The sequence below is a fragment of the Dactylosporangium sp. CA-233914 genome, assembly GCF_050942935.1.
Lineage (GTDB): Bacteria > Actinomycetota > Actinomycetes > Mycobacteriales > Micromonosporaceae > Dactylosporangium.
The window spans coordinates 4,794,860-4,811,538 of the sequence record NZ_CP192030.1; the positions used below are offsets into that span (position 1 = coordinate 4,794,860).

11 protein-coding genes are annotated in these 16,679 nt (G+C 73.4%); 7 read left to right on the plus strand and 4 right to left on the minus strand.

Features of this window, described 5'->3' with window-relative positions:
- Nucleotides 1–38: 38 nt before the first annotated feature.
- Complete coding sequence (gene asnB, locus ACQPY0_RS21435) at nt 39–1,856, plus strand: asparagine synthase (glutamine-hydrolyzing) (RefSeq protein WP_432991523.1); 1,818 nt, start codon at nt 39–41, stop codon at nt 1,854–1,856.
- Here the strand turns inward: asnB and def are convergent.
- Nucleotides 1,853–2,401 carry a peptide deformylase gene (def, locus tag ACQPY0_RS21440; RefSeq protein WP_432991525.1) on the minus strand — a complete coding sequence of 183 codons (549 nt, stop codon included), beginning with the start codon at nt 2,399–2,401 and terminating at the stop codon, nt 1,853–1,855. The two genes, asnB and def, sit on opposite strands and share 4 nt — an antisense overlap.
- A 56-nt stretch (nt 2,402–2,457) precedes the next feature.
- Here def and ACQPY0_RS21445 point away from each other — a divergent pair, with 56 nt between their 5' ends.
- A complete protein-coding gene (locus tag ACQPY0_RS21445; protein WP_432991527.1) occupies nt 2,458–2,970 on the plus strand; it encodes a winged helix-turn-helix domain-containing protein in 513 nt (170 codons plus the stop codon).
- A 46-nt stretch (nt 2,971–3,016) separates the two neighbouring features.
- Here ACQPY0_RS21445 and ACQPY0_RS21450 read toward each other — a convergent pair whose 3' ends face one another.
- A complete protein-coding gene (locus ACQPY0_RS21450) occupies nt 3,017–4,723 on the minus strand; it encodes a dihydroxy-acid dehydratase (RefSeq protein WP_432991529.1) in 1,707 nt (568 codons plus the stop codon).
- A gap of 68 nt (nt 4,724–4,791) precedes the next feature.
- On the opposite strand from ACQPY0_RS21450, the gene ACQPY0_RS21455 reads away from it, so the two are divergent.
- Nucleotides 4,792–5,667 (plus strand): SMP-30/gluconolactonase/LRE family protein, encoded by an 876-nt coding sequence (locus ACQPY0_RS21455; RefSeq protein ID WP_432991531.1) that lies wholly within the window; start codon nt 4,792–4,794, stop codon nt 5,665–5,667.
- Nucleotides 5,668–5,669: 2 nt separating this feature from the next.
- Nucleotides 5,670–6,683: a zinc-dependent alcohol dehydrogenase gene (locus tag ACQPY0_RS21460; protein ID WP_432995326.1), complete on the plus strand. Its 1,014-nt coding sequence runs from the start codon at nt 5,670–5,672 to the stop codon at nt 6,681–6,683.
- A 500-nt stretch (nt 6,684–7,183) separates the two neighbouring features.
- Here ACQPY0_RS21460 and ACQPY0_RS21465 read toward each other — a convergent pair whose 3' ends face one another.
- On the minus strand, nt 7,184–7,804 hold the full coding sequence (locus tag ACQPY0_RS21465) for an SGNH/GDSL hydrolase family protein (protein WP_432991533.1): 621 nt from the start codon (nt 7,802–7,804) through the stop codon (nt 7,184–7,186).
- 189 nt (nt 7,805–7,993) lie between these two features.
- Here ACQPY0_RS21465 and ACQPY0_RS21470 point away from each other — a divergent pair, with 189 nt between their 5' ends.
- From ACQPY0_RS21470 to ACQPY0_RS21480, 3 genes are all read left to right on the plus strand, one after another.
- A complete protein-coding gene (locus ACQPY0_RS21470) occupies nt 7,994–8,683 on the plus strand; it encodes a hypothetical protein (protein ID WP_432991535.1) in 690 nt (229 codons plus the stop codon).
- Nucleotides 8,680–13,608 carry a carbohydrate-binding protein gene (locus tag ACQPY0_RS21475; RefSeq protein WP_432991537.1) on the plus strand — a complete coding sequence of 1,643 codons (4,929 nt, stop codon included), beginning with the start codon at nt 8,680–8,682 and terminating at the stop codon, nt 13,606–13,608. Before ACQPY0_RS21470 ends, ACQPY0_RS21475 begins: the two co-directional genes overlap by 4 nt.
- A gap of 85 nt (nt 13,609–13,693) precedes the next feature.
- On the plus strand, nt 13,694–16,267 hold the full coding sequence (locus ACQPY0_RS21480) for an Hsp70 family protein (protein ID WP_432991539.1): 2,574 nt from the start codon (nt 13,694–13,696) through the stop codon (nt 16,265–16,267).
- Between the two features lie 46 nt (nt 16,268–16,313).
- Here ACQPY0_RS21480 and ACQPY0_RS21485 read toward each other — a convergent pair whose 3' ends face one another.
- The gene (locus tag ACQPY0_RS21485; RefSeq protein ID WP_432991541.1) at nt 16,314–16,640 is read right to left on the minus strand and encodes a putative quinol monooxygenase; all 327 of its coding nucleotides are present in this window, start codon (nt 16,638–16,640) and stop codon (nt 16,314–16,316) included.
- Nucleotides 16,641–16,679 lie beyond the last annotated feature (39 nt).

A 16,679-nucleotide genomic window follows, 5' to 3' on the forward strand; every position in this document is an offset into this window, starting at 1 on the left:
GTCACATGGGCAGAGTTCCGCGGTGGGAGGTGTGTCAGATGTGTGGAATCGTCGGCTGGGTCGACCACTCCCGTGACCTTCGGTCCGAGCGCGCCGCCGTGCGGGCCATGACCGGCACGATGGCGCTGCGCGGCCCGGACGCCGAGGGGCTCTGGGTGCGGGAGCACGTCGCGTTCGGCCACCGCCGGCTCGCCGTCATCGACCTGGTCACCGGCGACCAGCCGATGACCGTCGAGCACGACGGCGGCACGGTCGCCGCGATCACCTACAGCGGCGAGCTGTACAACTACCGCGAGCTGCGCGAGGAGCTGCGCGGCCACGGGCACGCGTTCCGGACCGACTCCGACACGGAGGTCGTGCTGCGCGCCTACCTGCAGTGGGGCGAGGACTTCGTGGACCGGCTCAACGGGATGTACGCCTTCGGTGTGTGGGACGTCGGCCGCGAGCAGCTGCTGCTCGTGCGCGACCGGATGGGCGTCAAGCCGCTGTTCTACTACACGGGCGTGCCCGGCTCGGTGCTGTTCGCGTCCGAGCCGAAGGCGGTCTTCGCGCACCCGCTGGCCGAGGCGGTCGTGGACGTCGACGGCCTGCGCGAGCTGCTCGCGTTCGTCAAGACGCCCGGCCATGGCGTCTACCGGGACCTGCACGAGGTCGTACCGGGTGAGCTCATCCGGGTCGACGCGGCCGGCCCGCATCGGCGGCAGTACTGGCGCCCGTCCTACGCCGAGCACACCGACGACGTCGACACCACCGTACGGACCGTGCGCGCCCTGCTCGAGGACATCGTGGCCCGCCAGACCGTCGCCGACGTGCCGCTGTGCGCCCTGCTCTCCGGCGGCCTGGACTCCTCGGCCATCACCACGCTCGCGCACACGGCGCTGACCGGCCTGCGCTCCTACGCCGTCGACTTCGTCGGCCAGGCCGAGCACTTCCGGCCCGACCCGATGCGCGCCACCCCGGACACCCCGTTCGTCCACGACGTGGTCAAGCACGTGGGCATCGACCACGAGGACATCGTGCTGAACTCGGCGAGCCTGATGGACCCCCTCGCCCGGGCCGCGGTGATCGACGCGATGGACGCCCCGACGTCCGGCGGTGACATCTACACGTCGCTCTACCTGCTGTTCCGGGCCGTGCGCGAGCACTCCACGGTGGCCCTGTCCGGCGAGGCGGCCGACGAGGTCTTCGGCGGCTACGCGTGGTTCCACGACCCGTCGGTCATCGAGTCCGACACGTTCCCCTGGCTCGCGCTGGGGGAGCTGGCCGGCAGCGCCCTGGAGCCCGGCCTGGTCCGGACCCTCGCGGTGCCGGAGTATCGCGCCGCCGCCTACCGGGCCGCGCTCGCCGAGGTCGAGTACGGCGACGACCCGGACCCGCACAACCGGCGCATGCGCGAGGTGTCCTACCTGCACCTGACCCGGTTCGTGCAGGTGCTGCTGGACCGCAAGGACCGCATGAGTATGGCGCACGGGCTGGAGGTGCGGGTGCCGTACTGCGATCACCGGTTGGTGCAGTACGTCTACAACACGCCCTGGTCGATGAAGACCTTCGACGGGCGGGAGAAGAGCCTGCTGCGCGCCGCGACCGCCGACGTCCTGCCGGCCTCGGTGGTGAACCGCACCAAGAGCCCGTACCCGTCGACGCAGGACGAGCGGTACGAGCGGGCCCTGCGCGAGAACCTCACCACGCTCGGCGCCGACTCGCCCGCCGCCGCCCTGCTGGACCCGCAGCGGATCACCGAGCTGGCCGCCGCACCCTACGAGCACGACGGCTTCGGCGCCGCCCGCCGCGCGATCGAGCAGGTCCTGGCCCTGGACACCTGGCTGCGCCGCGCGCCCGTCCGGCTGCTGGTCTAACGGATCCTGCCGAACAGCGGGTGGGGGCTCATCTTCACCCGCGGGGCACCCTGGCCGAACCACGGCGCGTCCCGGATCGCCCGCATGGCCTCGCGCCGCCGCCGCGCGTCCATCCGGTCGATGAACATGACCCCGTCGAGGTGGTCGGTCTCGTGCTGCAGGCACCGTGCCAGCTCGCCGGTGCCGACCACCTGGACGGGGTCGCCGCGGTCGGAGAACCCCTTGGCCACGACGTGCTGGCGCCGCACGGTGTCGAAGTAGAGGCCGGGCATCGACAGGCACCCCTCGGGCCCGTCCTGCTCCTGCTCGTCCGGGAAGTCCAGCACCGGGTTGACCAGATGCCCGGACACCCCGTCGACGTGGAAGACGAAGGCCCGCAGCCCGACGCCGACCTGGTTCGCCGCGAGGCCCGAGCCCTGCTCGGCCCGCAGCGTGTCGAACAGATCCTTGACGAGCCGGCGCAGCTCGGCGTCGAACGTGGTGACCTCGTCCGCGGCGGTGGTCAGCACCGGGTCCCCGAAGATCCGGACCGGGACAACGCTCATGGGTTCAGCCTCACTCACGATTGCGGTCAGCTTTGCAAAGCAGCATACTTTGCAAAGTGACGTCCCGACAGGCCGAGGAGGCCGCCCTGAGCCACCCGATCCGGGTGGCCCTCGTCGAGCTGCTGCGCGAGCGCGGCACGGTGACGTCCACGGAGGCGGCCCGCGAGCTGGGCGGCAGCTCCGGGCTGCACTCGTTCCACCTCCGCCAGCTGGCCCGCTACGGCCTGGTCGAGGAGGTCATCCCCGCCCGCGGCCGGGCGAAGCCGTGGCGCCTGGTGGAGGTCGCGCCTTTGCAAAGCGCACTGGACCAGAGCGAGCTGAACCGGGGCCTGGAGGACGAGAGCTACCGCCGGTGGCTCGCCATGCGCGACGCCGCGCCCGGCCGGTGGCGGCGCGACGAGGCCTTCAGCCAGGTCGTGTACCTCACCCCGCGGGAGATGACCGAGCTGGCCGGCGCCGTGCGCGCGCTCATCGCCGGCTACGCCCACCGCGAGCGGCGCCGCCCCGCCGGTGCCGGCCCGGTCGCGGTCGTCGCACGCGTGTTCCCGCTGCTGGAGCCCGAGGCCTGAGCACCACCACGCGGCGCGTGCACTGCCGGTTCAGAACCGATCGCGTTCAGTGCGACTCGCGGGCGACCCGCTCGCCGCTGGCGCCGAGGAGGAAGTCCAGGTCGGCACCGGTGTCGGCCTGCAGCACAGTGTCGACGTAGAGCTTCTCCCACCCGCGCCGCGGCCGGGCGAGCGCGGCCAGGAACTCGCCCGACGGCTCCCGCGCGGCGAGGTCGGCCTCGGCGTGCAGCGTGCGCGCGGGCACGTCCAGCACGATCATGTCCCCGGTGCGGACACGGGCCAGGGGTCCGCCGGCGGCCGCCTCGGGAGCGACGTGGAGTACGACCGTGCCGTACGCCGTGCCGCTCATCCGCCCGTCGCACACCCGCACCATGTCGCGGACGCCGCGCGCCAGCAGCCGGGCGGGGATGGGGGTGTTGGCGACCTCGGGCATGCCCGGGTACCCCTTCGGGCCGCACCCGCGCAGCACGATCACCGAGTCGGCGGTGATGTCCAGCCCCGGGTCGTCGATGCGGGCGTGCAGATCCTCGACGGAGTCGAAGACGACGGCGGGGCCCCGGTGGCGCAGCAGGTGCGGCGACGCGGCGGCCGGCTTGATGACCGCGCCGTCCGGGGCCAGGTTGCCGCGCAGCACGGCGATCCCGGCCCGCGGCCGCAGCGGCTCGGCGCGGGACCGGATCACCTCGCCGTCCCAGATGCGGGCGTCGGCGAGGTGCTCGACGAGTGGGCGGCCGGTGACGGTCAGCGCGGCCGGGTCGAGCAGGTCGGCGACCTCGGCCAGGACCGCGTGCAGGCCGCCGGCGCGGTGCAGGTCCTCCATCAGGAAGCGGCCGGCCGGCTGCAGGTCGGCCAGCAGCGGTACGTCCGCGCCGAAGCGGTCGAAGTCGTCCAGGCCCAGCGCGACGCCGGCCCGCCCGGCGATGGCGAGCAGGTGCACGACGGCGTTGGTCGATCCGCCCAGCGCCGCCAGCGCGACGATCGCGTTGCGGAACGATCCACGGCTCAGCACGGCGCCCGGCGGCCGCTCGCTGTCGATGAGCTCGACGGCGAGGACGCCGGTGGCGTGCGCGGCGGCCAGCAGCCGGGAGTCGGCGGCCGGGATGCCGGCGATCCCGGGCAGCGTCATGCCGAGCACCTCGGCGAGCAGCCCCATCGTCGAGGCGGTCCCCATGGTGTTGCAGTGGCCGCGGCTGCGGATCATCGACGACTCGGAGTCCAGGAACGCCCGCGGCGACAGGGTCCCGGCGCGCACCTCCTCGGAGAGCTTCCACACGTCGGTGCCGCAGCCCAGCGGCACGCCCCGGAACGTGCCCGTGAGCATCGGCCCGCCGGGCACCACGACCGCCGGCAGGCCGACCGAGCAGGCGGCCATGAGCAGTGCCGGGATGGTCTTGTCGCAGCCGCCGAGCAGCACGACGCCGTCGATCGGGTTGGCCCGCAGCATCTCCTCGGTGGCCATCGCGGCCATGTTGCGCCACAGCATCGCGGTCGGCCGGACCTGCGTCTCGCCGAGCGACACCACGGGCAGGTCGAGCGGGATGCCGCCGGCCTCGTAGACGCCGTTGGCGACGCTGCGCGCGACCTCGTCCAGGTGCGCGTTGCACGGCGTGAGATCCGAGGCGGTGTTGGCGATCGCGACGTGCGGCCGCCCGTCGAACGCGTCGGCGGGCAGTCCCCGGCGCATCCAGGCGCGGTGGATGTAACTGTTGCGGTCGTCGCCGGAATACCACTGGGCGCTGCGCCGTGCGGCCATGAGCCCTCCTCAACGCGCTGCTCCGCAACCGTACCGCCGGTGAGCTGTCTCGATCTACCATTCGATCCATGCCTGCGCGATACGTCGCCCGACCGGCCAGCGCCGACGCGTACGCTCTCGGCGAGGGGCCGGTGTGGGACCCGGTCCGGGACCGGCTGCTGTGGGTCGACATCCTGGCCAACACGGTGCACGAGGGCCGCCTGGGCCCGGCCGTCGTGCCGATCGGCTCGTGGGAGTTCCCGGACACCGTCGGCGCTGTCGCCCCGGCCGCCGACGGCGCGCTGCTCGTCGCCGAGCGCCACGTGCTGACCCGCGTCGATCCGGACGGCACCCGCACGTTCGTCGCCCGGGTCCTGCCCGAGGGCCGCGCGAGCCGGCTCAACGACGGCGCGGTGGACCCGGCCGGCCGCTTCCTGGTCGGCAGCCTGGCGCAGGACGACCGCCGGGGCGAGGAGGTGCTCGTGCGGCTGGACGGCGGGGAGGTCACCGTGCTCGACGCCGACCTGGACCTGTCCAACGGCCTGGCCTGGAGCCCGTCCGGCACCGAGTTCTACAGCGTCGACACGCTGCCGGGCGTGGTCCACGCCCGCGGCTACGACCCGGCCACGGGCCGCGTCGGCGAGCGCCGCGACCTGCTCACGATCGCCGACGGCCACCCGGACGGCCTGTGCGTGGACGCGGCCGGCAACCTGTGGATCGCCATCTGGGGCGGCGGCCGCGTCGAGTGCCGTGGCCCCGACGGCTCGCTGCGGGCCGTGGTCGAGGTGGCGGCCCCCAACACCTCGAGCGTGACCTTCGCCGGCCCCGACCTGGACGTCCTGGTCATCACGACGGCCGCGCGGGGCGTCCCGTCGCCGTTGCGCGCGGCCAACCCCGCCTCGGGCCGCCTGTTCACCGCCAGGGTCGACGCCACCGGCCAGCCCCCGGTCTACTGGACGCCGTGACGATGCGGGCGCTGGTCCTGACCGCGCCGGGCGAGGCCGGGGTCCGCGAGGTCGCCGATCCGGTGCCCGCCCCCGGCGAGGTGGTCGTCGACGTGGAGCGAGCCGGCGTCTGCGGCACCGACGTGGAACTGTTCACCGGCGAGCTGAGCTACGTGCAGACGGGCATCACGACGTACCCGATCCGCCCCGGTCACGAGTGGTGCGGCACGGTGAGCGCGCTCGGCCCGGGCGTCGACGCGGCCTGGCTGGGCCGGCGGGTCACCGGCGACACGATGATCGGCTGCGGCCGGTGCCACCGCTGCCGCACGTCCCGCCACCACGTCTGCGCCGCCCGCGACGAGGTCGGCATCCGCGGCGCGATCCCGGGCGCCCTGGCCGAGCGCCTGGCCGTCCCCGCCCGTACCCTGCACCCGCTGCCCCCGCCCCTGGACCCGGCCGCCGGCGCCCTGGTCGAGCCCGGCGGCAACGCCCTGCGCTGCGCGGACGCCACCGCCGTTGCGCCGGGCGAGCGCCTGCTGGTCCTGGGCACCGGCACGATCGGCCTGCTGACGGCCCTCTTCGCCCGGGTCCGCGGCGCCGAGGTCCACCTGCTGGGCCGCGACGAGCCGCAGCTGAACCTGGCCCGCGACCTGGGCTTCGCGGGCGTCTGGACCCGTCCCGACCTGCCCGGCCTGCCCTGGGACGCGGTCGTCGACGCCACCAACGACCCCACCTCCCCGGCCCTGGCCCTGCAGTTGGTCGAGCCGGGCCGCCGGATCGTGTACATCGGGCTGTCCGGCGTCCCGAGCCCCGTCGACACCCGCGAGGCCGTGCTCAAGGACGTCACCGCGGTCGGCATCCTCGGCGCGTCGGCCGGCCTGGCGGGCGCGATCGCCGCCTACGCGGACGGCTCGGTCGACCCGCGCCCCCTGGTCGGCGCGACCATCGGGCTGGACGAGGTGGCCGCGGCCCTGGCCGGCCACCGCCCGGCGGCGGCCGGCCAGGGCCCCAAGCTCCTCGTCGACCCGCACCGCTGACCAGCCCGTCCACCGCGCCCCGTCCGAAACCCGCGCGCCCCGGTTCCCGAAACCCGCGCGCCCCGGTTCCCGAAACCCGCGCGCCCCGGTTCCCGAAACCCGCGCGCCCCGGTTCCCGAAACCCGCGCGCCCCGGTTCCCGAAACCCGTGGCCTGGTTTCCGGAACCCACGCGCCCCGTCCGAAACCCGTGCGGCCCGTCCGAAACCCGTGCGGCCCGTCCGAAACCCGTGCGGCCCGTCCGAAACCCGCGGCCTGGCTTCCGGAACCCGCGCGGCCCGGTTCGTGGCGAGCGCGCCGGGCCCGCCGGTCGGCACGGAGCGTGGGTGGTCGGAGCGGGTGACAGGGGCTGCCGGGCGGCGAAGTGGTGCGGTCGGAGTGCGGTCGTCGGGCGGTCGAGTGAACGGCACGGTTTCGGCCGGTCCCGCGCAGATCAATCAACCTAATCCTACAGCCCGCCAACAAATCCTCGCGGATCCCGTTGCTCTGCGTCGAAGTTACGTCACTGTATGGTGCTCAGGAACGTCAGCGCCAGGGCGGCGTGGCCCTCGATGCCCGGGTGGACGCGGTCCGGGGCCCAGGCCGACGGCGGGCGGTGGGTCAGCAGATCGTCGAACATGGCCTGCGTGTCGACCAGCAGTGCGCCGTGCTCGGCGGCGATGCGGCGCGCCACCGCGGCGTACCGGTCGCTCTGGGCGCGCTGCGGGTCGGTCAGGTCCGGCTCGATGAAGTACGGTGTGCCGACGATGAGCCGGCAGCCGGTCGCCTCCACCGCCTCGGTCAGCAGGGCGCGCAGCGTGGACTCGTATTCGTCGATGGGCACGGCCTCGTGCGGGCGGTCGCCGAACGCGCGCCACACGTCGTTGATGCCGATCATCACCGACAGCCAGTCCGGGCGCTCGTCGAGCACGTCGCGGGACCAGCGCTGGCGCAGGTTGCGGACTGTGTCGCCGGAGACGCCGCGGTTGAGCCACGTGAGGGCGACCTCGGGGTGGCGGGCGGTGACCAGGGAGCGGAGCAGGTTGAAGTAGCCGTCGCCGTGCGGCGCCAGGGGGCCGGTGCGGCCGCAGTCGGTGATGCTGTCGCCGATGAACAGGACCCGCTGTCCGTTGCCGAAGATCATGCCGTCGATTCTCCAACATGCCGGGGAGGGCATCGCCGCCGTACGCCGCTGCGCCGGGGCCGGGTGACCGGCGAGCGCCATGATCACGCGGCATTTTTGATCATCAACGTTCACGTTCGCGTTGCCTGATGCTCGCGCGGGGCCGGAATAGTCGGCGGCCGACCAACTGCACAACCGGAGTCCGCGCTCGTGAAGCACCACCGACGCCGCCTGGCCGCGGCCGTCGCCGCCGGGATCGCCGCGGCCCTGGGCAGCACGCCCGGGCCGGCCGCCGCGCACCCCTTCGGCGACCCGCAGACCGTCTCGATCGCGCTGGACGGCGCCCGGCCCGAGGTCGTGCGCGTGCGCTGGAAGGCCGGCGGCCTCGACGACCTGGTACTGCTCGGCGTCTCGCTCGGGCTGCTGCCCAAGGACCGCGTGATGCTCGACGGCGCCGTGTTCTACCGCGACTCCGACGCCGCCGCCATCGGCCCCTCCGACCGCTTCGCCGCCTACCTGCTCAAGCAGATCACCGTCGCCGGCGGCGGGAAGGCCTGCACCGGCACCGTCGAGCCGCCCTCCGACCTGGCCAAGAGCGGCGTGACCGTCGACTACACGTGCCCCGGGCCGGTCGGCACCGCCACGGTCGCGGTGCACATGCTCACCGACCTCAATCCCGCGTACCAGACCCTGGCGACGGGCCCGAAGGGCGAGCGCGCGGTGTACCGCCAGGGCGAGGACTCCCACGACTGGCCCCTCGGCGCCGCAGCCCCCGGCGCGGGTCTCGGCCGCAGCGCCGCCCTGCAGCTCGGGGCGGTCGTCGGCGGCCTCCTGCTCGCGGGAGCGGCTGCGCTCCTGTTCGTCAAGAAACGCAAAGCAAAGGAGATAGCGAAGCCATGAGGCAACGCACGCGGCGGCTGATGGCCTCCGCGCTCACCGTTGCGCTGGTCGCGGGGACCAGCGCCGCGATCGGGCCGCAAGGCGCCGGCGCCGAGGACGCGCCGTCCGCGACCGGCGCGCCGGTCCTCAACGTCGGCGACGGCCGCACGCTGGAGGGCACGACCCGCATCGAGGCCGAGCCGACGATCGAGAACGACCCGGTCACCGCGCTCACCGTGGACGGCCGGGCGATCGACGCCAAGCCGACGGCCGGCACCGCGCACTTCGGTTTCGACATGGGCGGCAACGGCACCGAGGCCCGCTACCACAACTACATGACCGTCAACGATCACACGGCCGAGGCCGACCGGGTGTACTTCCCGGACATCCCCGGCGGCCGCGCCGGCTCGCTGGGCTTCCCCGGCGAGTGGCTGCACCCCGGCGTCAACACGATCACCGTGCACGCCGGCTGGAACTGGGTCGACACCACCAACGCGGGCGCCGTCGGGGTCAACCAGCTGCCGTTCGGCGAGGGCCTGCGCTGCCCGAACTACGACGACTTCCCGCTGTCGAGCATCAGCCTCAGCCTGCTGGGTGTCGTCGCCGACGGCGAGCAGAACTCCTTCAGCTACAGCTTCGGCGACGGTACCTGCGGCAGCAGCCCGCACCTGCTCACCCAGGACCTGACCTTCGTCGTTTCCGGTGACGGCGGCACCGCCGGTCTGGGTACGGACCTCGACACCCGCACCCTCGCCAACGGCCCGCACACCATCGCCGCGACCACGAAGTCCGGCGTCACCACCAAGGCCGCGGTGAACGTCAACAACGCCCCCGCGGGCGCGCCCAGCATCACCCCGGCCGACGGCGCCCTCGTGCGCGGCACCCGGCCCGTGATCGCCGCGCTGCCGGCGGGCGTGGCCGGCCCGGTCGAGTCGCTGGCCATCGACGACCGGCCCGCCGAGAACGCCGAGGCGCTCGCGGCCGGCACCGCCACCCTCGGGCTCACCATCGAGGCCGGCAACTCGGCCGAGGCGAAGTACCACAACTACCTGCTCGTCAACGGCAACCGGGTCGACCTCGGCGGCGACTACGGCGTGGCCGGGCAGGAGACCGTCGCGCTGAAGTTCCCGAACCGGTTCCTGCACAACGGCGACAACGTCATCCAGGTCAAGACCGGCGACTACAACGGCACCCTGAACGGTGCCACCTGCGCCAACCACGACGACTTCCGCATCACGCGCGTCTCGGCGCAGCTGGCGCCCGGCACCGCCGGCACGGTCACCAACGGCACCACCTACCTGGTGACCACCAGCGGTACCACCGTGACGAAGACGGCGACGACGGACGCCTCGCTCGCCCTGGGCGACGGCACCTGCGGCCCCAACAAGGAGGCCGAGTTCCACTTCGACATCGCCGGTGCCCCGACCACCCGCACCGTCGACACCCTGGCCGCGGCGGGCGACGCGCACCTGAAGTTCTTCGTCGGCGGCAACGGCGCCGACAACGGCTTCGACAACATGGTGCGCATCAACGGCATCCCGCTGGACCTCGGCATCTGGGAGAAGGAGGTCGCTGACCTCAGCTTCCCGAACGAGTGGCTCGTGCCCGGCGTGAACACGGTCGAGTTCCTGGCCGGCAGCGACCACGGCAGCGCCAAGGGCGGCTGCGACAACTACGACGACTTCACCCTGCGCGACTTCCAGCTCGCCCCGGCGGGCGGCACCGCGACCCAGTTGACCAGGATGATCGCCGAGAACACCGTGACCATCGGCTCCGCGAGCTACCCCGCGGGCCAGCCGGTGACGGTGTACATCGGCGACGGCACCTGCGGCAGCTCGTTCAACGCGACGCTGAACAAGACCATCATGTTCGACGTCGCCGGCGCCCCGGCCGCGGGCAAGCGCGCCGACGTGGACAGCACGACGCTCGCCGACGGCACCCACACCATCAAGGCCGTCGTCGGTGACAAGACCTCGACCCGCACGTTCACCGTCGACAACACCGCACCCCAGGTCGCCGGCAGTGTTCCGGCCGAGGGGCAGCGGCTCACCTCCACCGTCGCGCTCGTCGTCGACGTCAAGGACGCCTCCGGCGTGGCCGGCAAGCCGGCGATCACGCTCGACGGCAAGGCGGTCAACCAGGGCGACCAGATCGGCCACGGCCTGCCCGCCGGCGCGCACACGATCGCGGTCACCGCGACCGACACGCTCGGCAACACCGCCACCCGGCAGATCCACTTCACCAGCGCCGACATCCCCGACGTGCCGGCCGACCTCACCGCGACCCTCACCGGCGGCGTCAACGCCCCGTCGGCGAACCTCTCGGCGAAGATCCCCGGCGCGGCCGGCGTCGCGCTGACCGCCACGTTCACGAAGGCCGACGTGGTCCTGCCCACCGGCGGATACCAGGGGACGGCGGCCGCCGTGCCGACCGCGCTCGACGTGGCCCACGACGGCAGCGTCGACGTGAACTCGCTGCGCCCGCTGGACGGCAAGGCGATCGCCACGCCGTCGGGCCGGGACGTGGTCTTCCAGCGGTACGACATCAATGTCGGCACCGCCGCGGACCCGACGCTGCGCTGGGAGGGCACCATCGACCCCGAGCGGGTCGTGGCGCTGCGGGCGTGGAACCCGGCCGCGAAGCGCTGGGACGCGCTGACCAGCTCGCGGGGCCAGGCCGAGCACAGCACGGTCCTCGCCACCCAGGTCGCCGAGGCCTACCGCGACAACGGCACCGTCCACGTCCTGGTCACCGGCGAGGACCCGTTCGCCGACGACCTCTCGCCCCGCGACGCCACCGCGCAGCAGGACAAGGACCACTTCGAGGACCCGGCTTCGTACGACTTTGCCCTGGCGCATTTCACCGACACCCAGTACCTCACCGAGGGCGCCGCCGGCGGCACCTACGACAACTGGAACGGCAAGGCGGAGGCCTCCGACGTCGAGACGGCGGAGGAACAGGCGATCTGGGCGGCCGCGTACAGCGACACCACCCAGTGGATCGCCGACAACGCCGGCAGCCGGAAGATCGCCTACACCGCGCACACCGGCGACATCATCGAGAACGACTACTACGACCCGCTCGCCAAGAACCCGGACGGCTCGCTGAAGCGGCCCGGCCTCAACGAGCAGGTCGACAAGGAACTCGCGGCCGCGTCGGGCTTCCAGAAGACCCTCGACGACCACGGCGTGGTCAACCAGGTCATCGCCGGCAACCACGACGACCAGCTCGGCGCCGAGACCGGCCCCGACTCGCGGTTCAGCAAGACGTTCAGCGCGGACCGGTACTACAACGTGGCGAAGTCCTGGCCCGCCGGGACCGAGTACCACGCGTGGGACGAGGCGAACGGGAAGCCGGGGAAGGACAACCAGAACAACTACGTGCTGTTCTCCGCCGGCGGCCTCGACTTCGTCGCGGTCGGCCTCTCCTACGGGGTCACCGCGCAGGAGGCGAAGTGGGCGGACTCGATCTTCAAGAAGTACAAGGACCGCAACGGCATCCTGCTCTCGCACGACTACCTCAAGCCGTCGACGAACCCCGACGGGCGCGGCGCGGACTTCTCGGCGCCGGACGGGTCGCCGCTGTACAAGCAGGTCGTCGAGGCCAACCCGAACGTCTTCCTGGTCCTCGCGGGCCACGAGCACGGCGTCGGCACCAACCTCAAGACCAAGGTCGGCGTCACCGTCACCCACGACGTCGTCGAGCTGCTCGCCGACTACCAGTTCTACACGGTCCCGGCCGGTGAGCTGTGGCCGACGCTGGTCGACGCGAGCGGCAACATCGACGTCAACGGCGACGGCACCGTCGATCACAAGGCCAGCGACCGGCTGCAGTTCGGCGCGAGCTTCCTGCGCCTGCTGCAGTTCGACGTCGACCGGTCGGTGATGCACATCGACACGTACTCGCCGTTCCTCAACAACTACGGGGCGACCGAGTACGACATCCGCCAGGACGGCAGCCAGACCAAACCGCGGTACAACGGCGCCGAGGACAACCTCACGCTGCCGGTCGACCTGACCAGCCGCAAGACGTCGTTCAGCACCGACTCGCTGGCCGCCTACGTCCCGGCGGGGACGATCGGCACCGACCGGGTCACCGCGGGCGGCACCGCGACCGCCGCCTGGAACGGCCTCGCCCCGGCCACGTCGTACGGCTGGCTGGTCACGGCCAGCAGCGCCGACGGCGGCGTGGCGATCGCCCACCCGGCCGTGTTCCGCACCCCGAAGGGCCGGCCCACCCTGAGCGCCGCCACCAACCCGGTCGACTGGGGAACCGCGGCGACCGTCACGGTCAAGGCGGACGCCGGCGGGCTGCCCGTCAGCGGTACGGTCGAGCTGCGGGAGGGCGACAAGGTTCGCGGCACCGTCGGGCTGGTCGAGCTCGCGGCGACGTTCAAGCTCCCGCCGGGCCTCACGCCCGGGGCTCACACGCTGCTGGCGACCTACGGCGGCAGCGAGACCTTCGAACCCGCCCAGGCTACGGTCACCGTGACCGTGAACGGGCCGGCGGCGTGGAGCGCGACGAAGGCGTACCAGACCGGCGATCGGGTCACCTACGACGGCCGCATCTACACCGCCGCCTGGTGGACCAGCAACCAGAAGCCGGGTGACCCGAACGGGGCGTGGCAGGAGCTGGCCATGGCCGAGGACGGCACCGCCCTGTGGACCGCGTCGCGGATCTTCAACGCCGGGGACACGGTGCTGTACAAGGACAAGAAGTTCCGCGCCCGCTGGTGGACCCGCAACCAGGCCCCCGGCGACCCGAAAGGCCCGTGGGAGGAGATCGCCCCACCGGCACCGGGCGGCGGACCGGCGGCGTGGACCCCGACGACGGTGTACAACACCGGAGACCGGGTGACGTACGCGAACCACGTGTACGAAGCCCGGTGGTACAGCCGCAACCAGGCGCCCGGCGACCCCAACGGCCCCTGGAAGCTGATCAAGTAGTGAAAGGCCGGCCGGGTCCGCGATTGCGGGCCCGGCCGGTTTCTTGACACGGGCTCCCCGGCGTGACTTCGATGAGCGGGCACGCATGTCGCAGGAGAACGGGGGCGCGGTGGAGCTCGGTGTCGACCTGGGGACGTCCAGCACGGTCGCGTTCCTGCGGCGCGACGACGGCACCGCGGAGCCGGTCCTCTTCGACGGCGCCCCGCTGCTGCCCTCGGCGGTCCACGCCGACGAGGCCGGCCGCCTGCTGGTCGGCCGCGACGCGATCCACTCCGCCCGCGCCCGCCCGGAGCGCTTCGAGGGCAACCCGAAGCGCCGCATCGACGACGGGGCCGTGTTCCTCGGCGTCGAGGTGTCGGTCGAGAACCTCCTCGCGGCCCTGCTGCACCGGGTCTTCGCCGAGGCCGCCCGCATCGCCGGCGCCCCGGTCACCGCCGTCACCGTCTGCCACCCCGCCGCGTGGGGCCCCGGCCGCCGCGCCACCCTGCAGCGCGCCGCGACCGCCGCCGGCTTCACCCAGACCCGCCTGGTCCCCGAGCCGGTCGCCGCGGCCGCCTTCCACCTGCGCCGCCACGGCACCGGCCCGGCCGACCTGCTCATCTACGATCTGGGCGCGGGCACCTTCGACGTCGCGGTCGTCCGCTACGCCCCCGGCACCGCGGCGCCCATGTCGGTGCTGTGCAGCGGCGGCCTGGACGACACCGGCGGCCAGGACGTCGACGCCGCGATCGTGTCCCTGCTGCGCGCCCGCGGCGGGCCGCCCGAGCTGTGGGCGCGCCTGGACAACCCGGCCACGGTCGCCGACCGCGCGGCCCGCCGCCAGCTGTGGGACGACGTACGCGGCGCCAAGGAGATGCTGTCCCGTTCGAGCTCGACGAACGTGTACCTCCCGCTGCTGGAGACCGACCACCTCCTCACCCGCGCCGAGGTGGAGCGCACGGCGGAGCCGCTCATCCAGCGCACGCTGAACGCGATCATGGCCACCCTGTCCGCGTGCCCGGCCCCGCTGGCCCCGCTGTCCGGGGCGATCCTGGTCGGCGGCGCGAGCCGGATGCCACTGGTCGCGACCATGCTGCACCGGGCCTTGAACCTCGCCCCGACCATCATCGACCAGCCGGAGCTCGTCGTGGCCGCGGGCAGCGTCGACCCCTTGCTGACCGGCCGTCCGCTCCCGCCCCCCGCCCCGGCCCCTCAGACCCCACCGTCCCCACCGCACCTGTCTCCGCAGGCTCCGCAGGCCTCCCCGCACCTGTCTCCGCAGGCTCCGCAGGCCTCCCCGCACCTGTCTCCGCAGGCTCCGCAGGCCTCCCCGCACCTGTCTCCGCAGGCTCCGCAGGCCTCCCCGCACCTGTCTCCGCAGGCTCCGCAGGCCTCCCCGCACCTGTCTCCGCAGGCTCCGCAGGCCTCCCCGCACCTGTCTCCGCAGGCTCCGCAGGCCTCCCCGCACCTGTCTCCGCAGGCTCCGCAGGCCTCCCCGCACCTGTCTCCGCAGGCTCCGCAGGCCTCCCCGCACCTCTCCTCGCCGCCCCCGTCGGCTCCGCATCCTTCGCCAACGGACCCGGTCCCGCAGGCCCCATCGGCTCCGCACCTGTTCCCAACGCACCCGGTCCCGTCGGCCCTGTCGGCTCCGCATCCTTCGCCAACGCACCCGGTCCCGCAGGACCCATCGGCTCCGCACCTGTTCCCAACGCACCCGGCCCCGCAGGCTCCGCCGACCCCGCACCCGGTCCCGCCGCATTGGGTTGCGCCGTTCGGGCCGTCGTCGGCCCCGCCGCCGGCCTATCCGGCGTCGCCTGCCTCGCCGATTCCGCCGCCCGGCGCCGTCCCGGTCTGGCAGCAGGTCTCGCCGTCGACTCAGGCCCCGGCCGCGCCGTCGCCGGCTACGCCACCGGTCACGCCGCCCGGCGCCGTCCCGGTCTGGCAGCAGGTCTCGCCGCTGACTCAGGCCCCGGCCGCGCCGCCACCGGTCACGCCGCCCGGCGCATATCCGGCTATGCCGGCCGGCATGGTTCCGCCTCAGCCGCCGGCTATGCCAGCTGTCATGCCGCCGCCCGGCTATCCGGCCGCCCCGCCCGGTCCGGGGATGCCGGTGGGCGGGTCCGGGGCGGTCATCACCGTGGTGGAGCTGATCAGCGTGAGCACCCCGCGGTACGACGGCATCACCCTCCGTGGCCAGCTGCACGCCGGCTTCGGCGTCGTCGAGCATGTCTTCCCGACCGACCCCGACGGGCGCCTGCTGCTCTTCGCCGACGCCGGCGCCCTGGGCCGGCACGCGGCTCTGCACGCCGCGACCGAACCGCTCATGGCCGTGCCCCCGTGGCGGGTGCGCAACGACGGCTCCGACGACCTGCACTTCGACCTCGACCTGCTGCCGGCGCACCTGGGGGAGCCGCCGGAGCGGTGGCTGCCCGCGTACGTCTGCCGCTGCCGCGACCTCGGCGCCCAGCTGGCCATCTTCCTCGACCTCGAGGGAGCCGACGACCTCGTCGGCGAGCACTCGACCATCGACAGCGCCGACGACATCCTGCGCCGTCACCGCCTCGAGCCCACGGCCGCCGCCGCCCGCCGCAAGCTGGCCCGCCTCGACCGCGCCCAGCTGCTGGAGGACTGGCGGGACCTGATCACCCTGATCGACGAGGCCATCGTCCACGTGAGCTGACCCGGGCGGGGGCGGTGCCCGGCCGCCCGGGCCGGCGGCGGGGGATTCAGCGGTTGACGGCCAGCTCGCCCAGCTCGGACCAGCCGTCCTGCTCGACCGTGGTGTTGACGATGCGCGGGGTCTCGAGCAGGTACTGCGGCAGCGTCCGCTGCGCCTCCTTGAAGTGCTCCGAGTTCACGTGCGCGCTGCCCGCCTCGCCGTCGCGGAAGGCCTCGACCAGGACGTACTCGTTCGGGTCGTCCAGGCTCCGGGACCAGTCGAACCACAGGCAGCCCGGCTCCGCGCGGGTCGCGGCGGTGAAGCCGGCGGTGATCGACGGCCAGGCCTCGGCGTGCTCCGGCAGGGTGCGGAACTTGACGGTGATGAAGATCATCTTGTGCACCTCCGTGCGGGACGGCTTCGCGTTCCCACC

Excerpts from the sequence above, each read along its gene's own strand:
- asnB (WP_432991523.1), top strand. The coding sequence starts at position 39 with ATGTGTGGAATCGTCGGCTGGGTCGACCACTCCCGTGACCTTCGGTCC.
- def (WP_432991525.1), bottom strand. The coding sequence starts at position 2,401 with ATGAGCGTTGTCCCGGTCCGGATCTTCGGGGACCCGGTGCTGACCACC.
- ACQPY0_RS21450 (WP_432991529.1), bottom strand. The coding sequence starts at position 4,723 with ATGGCCGCACGGCGCAGCGCCCAGTGGTATTCCGGCGACGACCGCAAC.
- ACQPY0_RS21455 (WP_432991531.1), top strand. The coding sequence starts at position 4,792 with ATGCCTGCGCGATACGTCGCCCGACCGGCCAGCGCCGACGCGTACGCT.
- ACQPY0_RS21460 (WP_432995326.1), top strand. The coding sequence starts at position 5,670 with ATGCGGGCGCTGGTCCTGACCGCGCCGGGCGAGGCCGGGGTCCGCGAG.
- ACQPY0_RS21465 (WP_432991533.1), bottom strand. The coding sequence starts at position 7,804 with ATGATCTTCGGCAACGGACAGCGGGTCCTGTTCATCGGCGACAGCATC.
- ACQPY0_RS21475 (WP_432991537.1), top strand. The coding sequence starts at position 8,680 with ATGAGGCAACGCACGCGGCGGCTGATGGCCTCCGCGCTCACCGTTGCG.
- ACQPY0_RS21480 (WP_432991539.1), top strand. The coding sequence starts at position 13,694 with ATGTCGCAGGAGAACGGGGGCGCGGTGGAGCTCGGTGTCGACCTGGGG.
- ACQPY0_RS21485 (WP_432991541.1), bottom strand. The coding sequence starts at position 16,640 with ATGATCTTCATCACCGTCAAGTTCCGCACCCTGCCGGAGCACGCCGAG.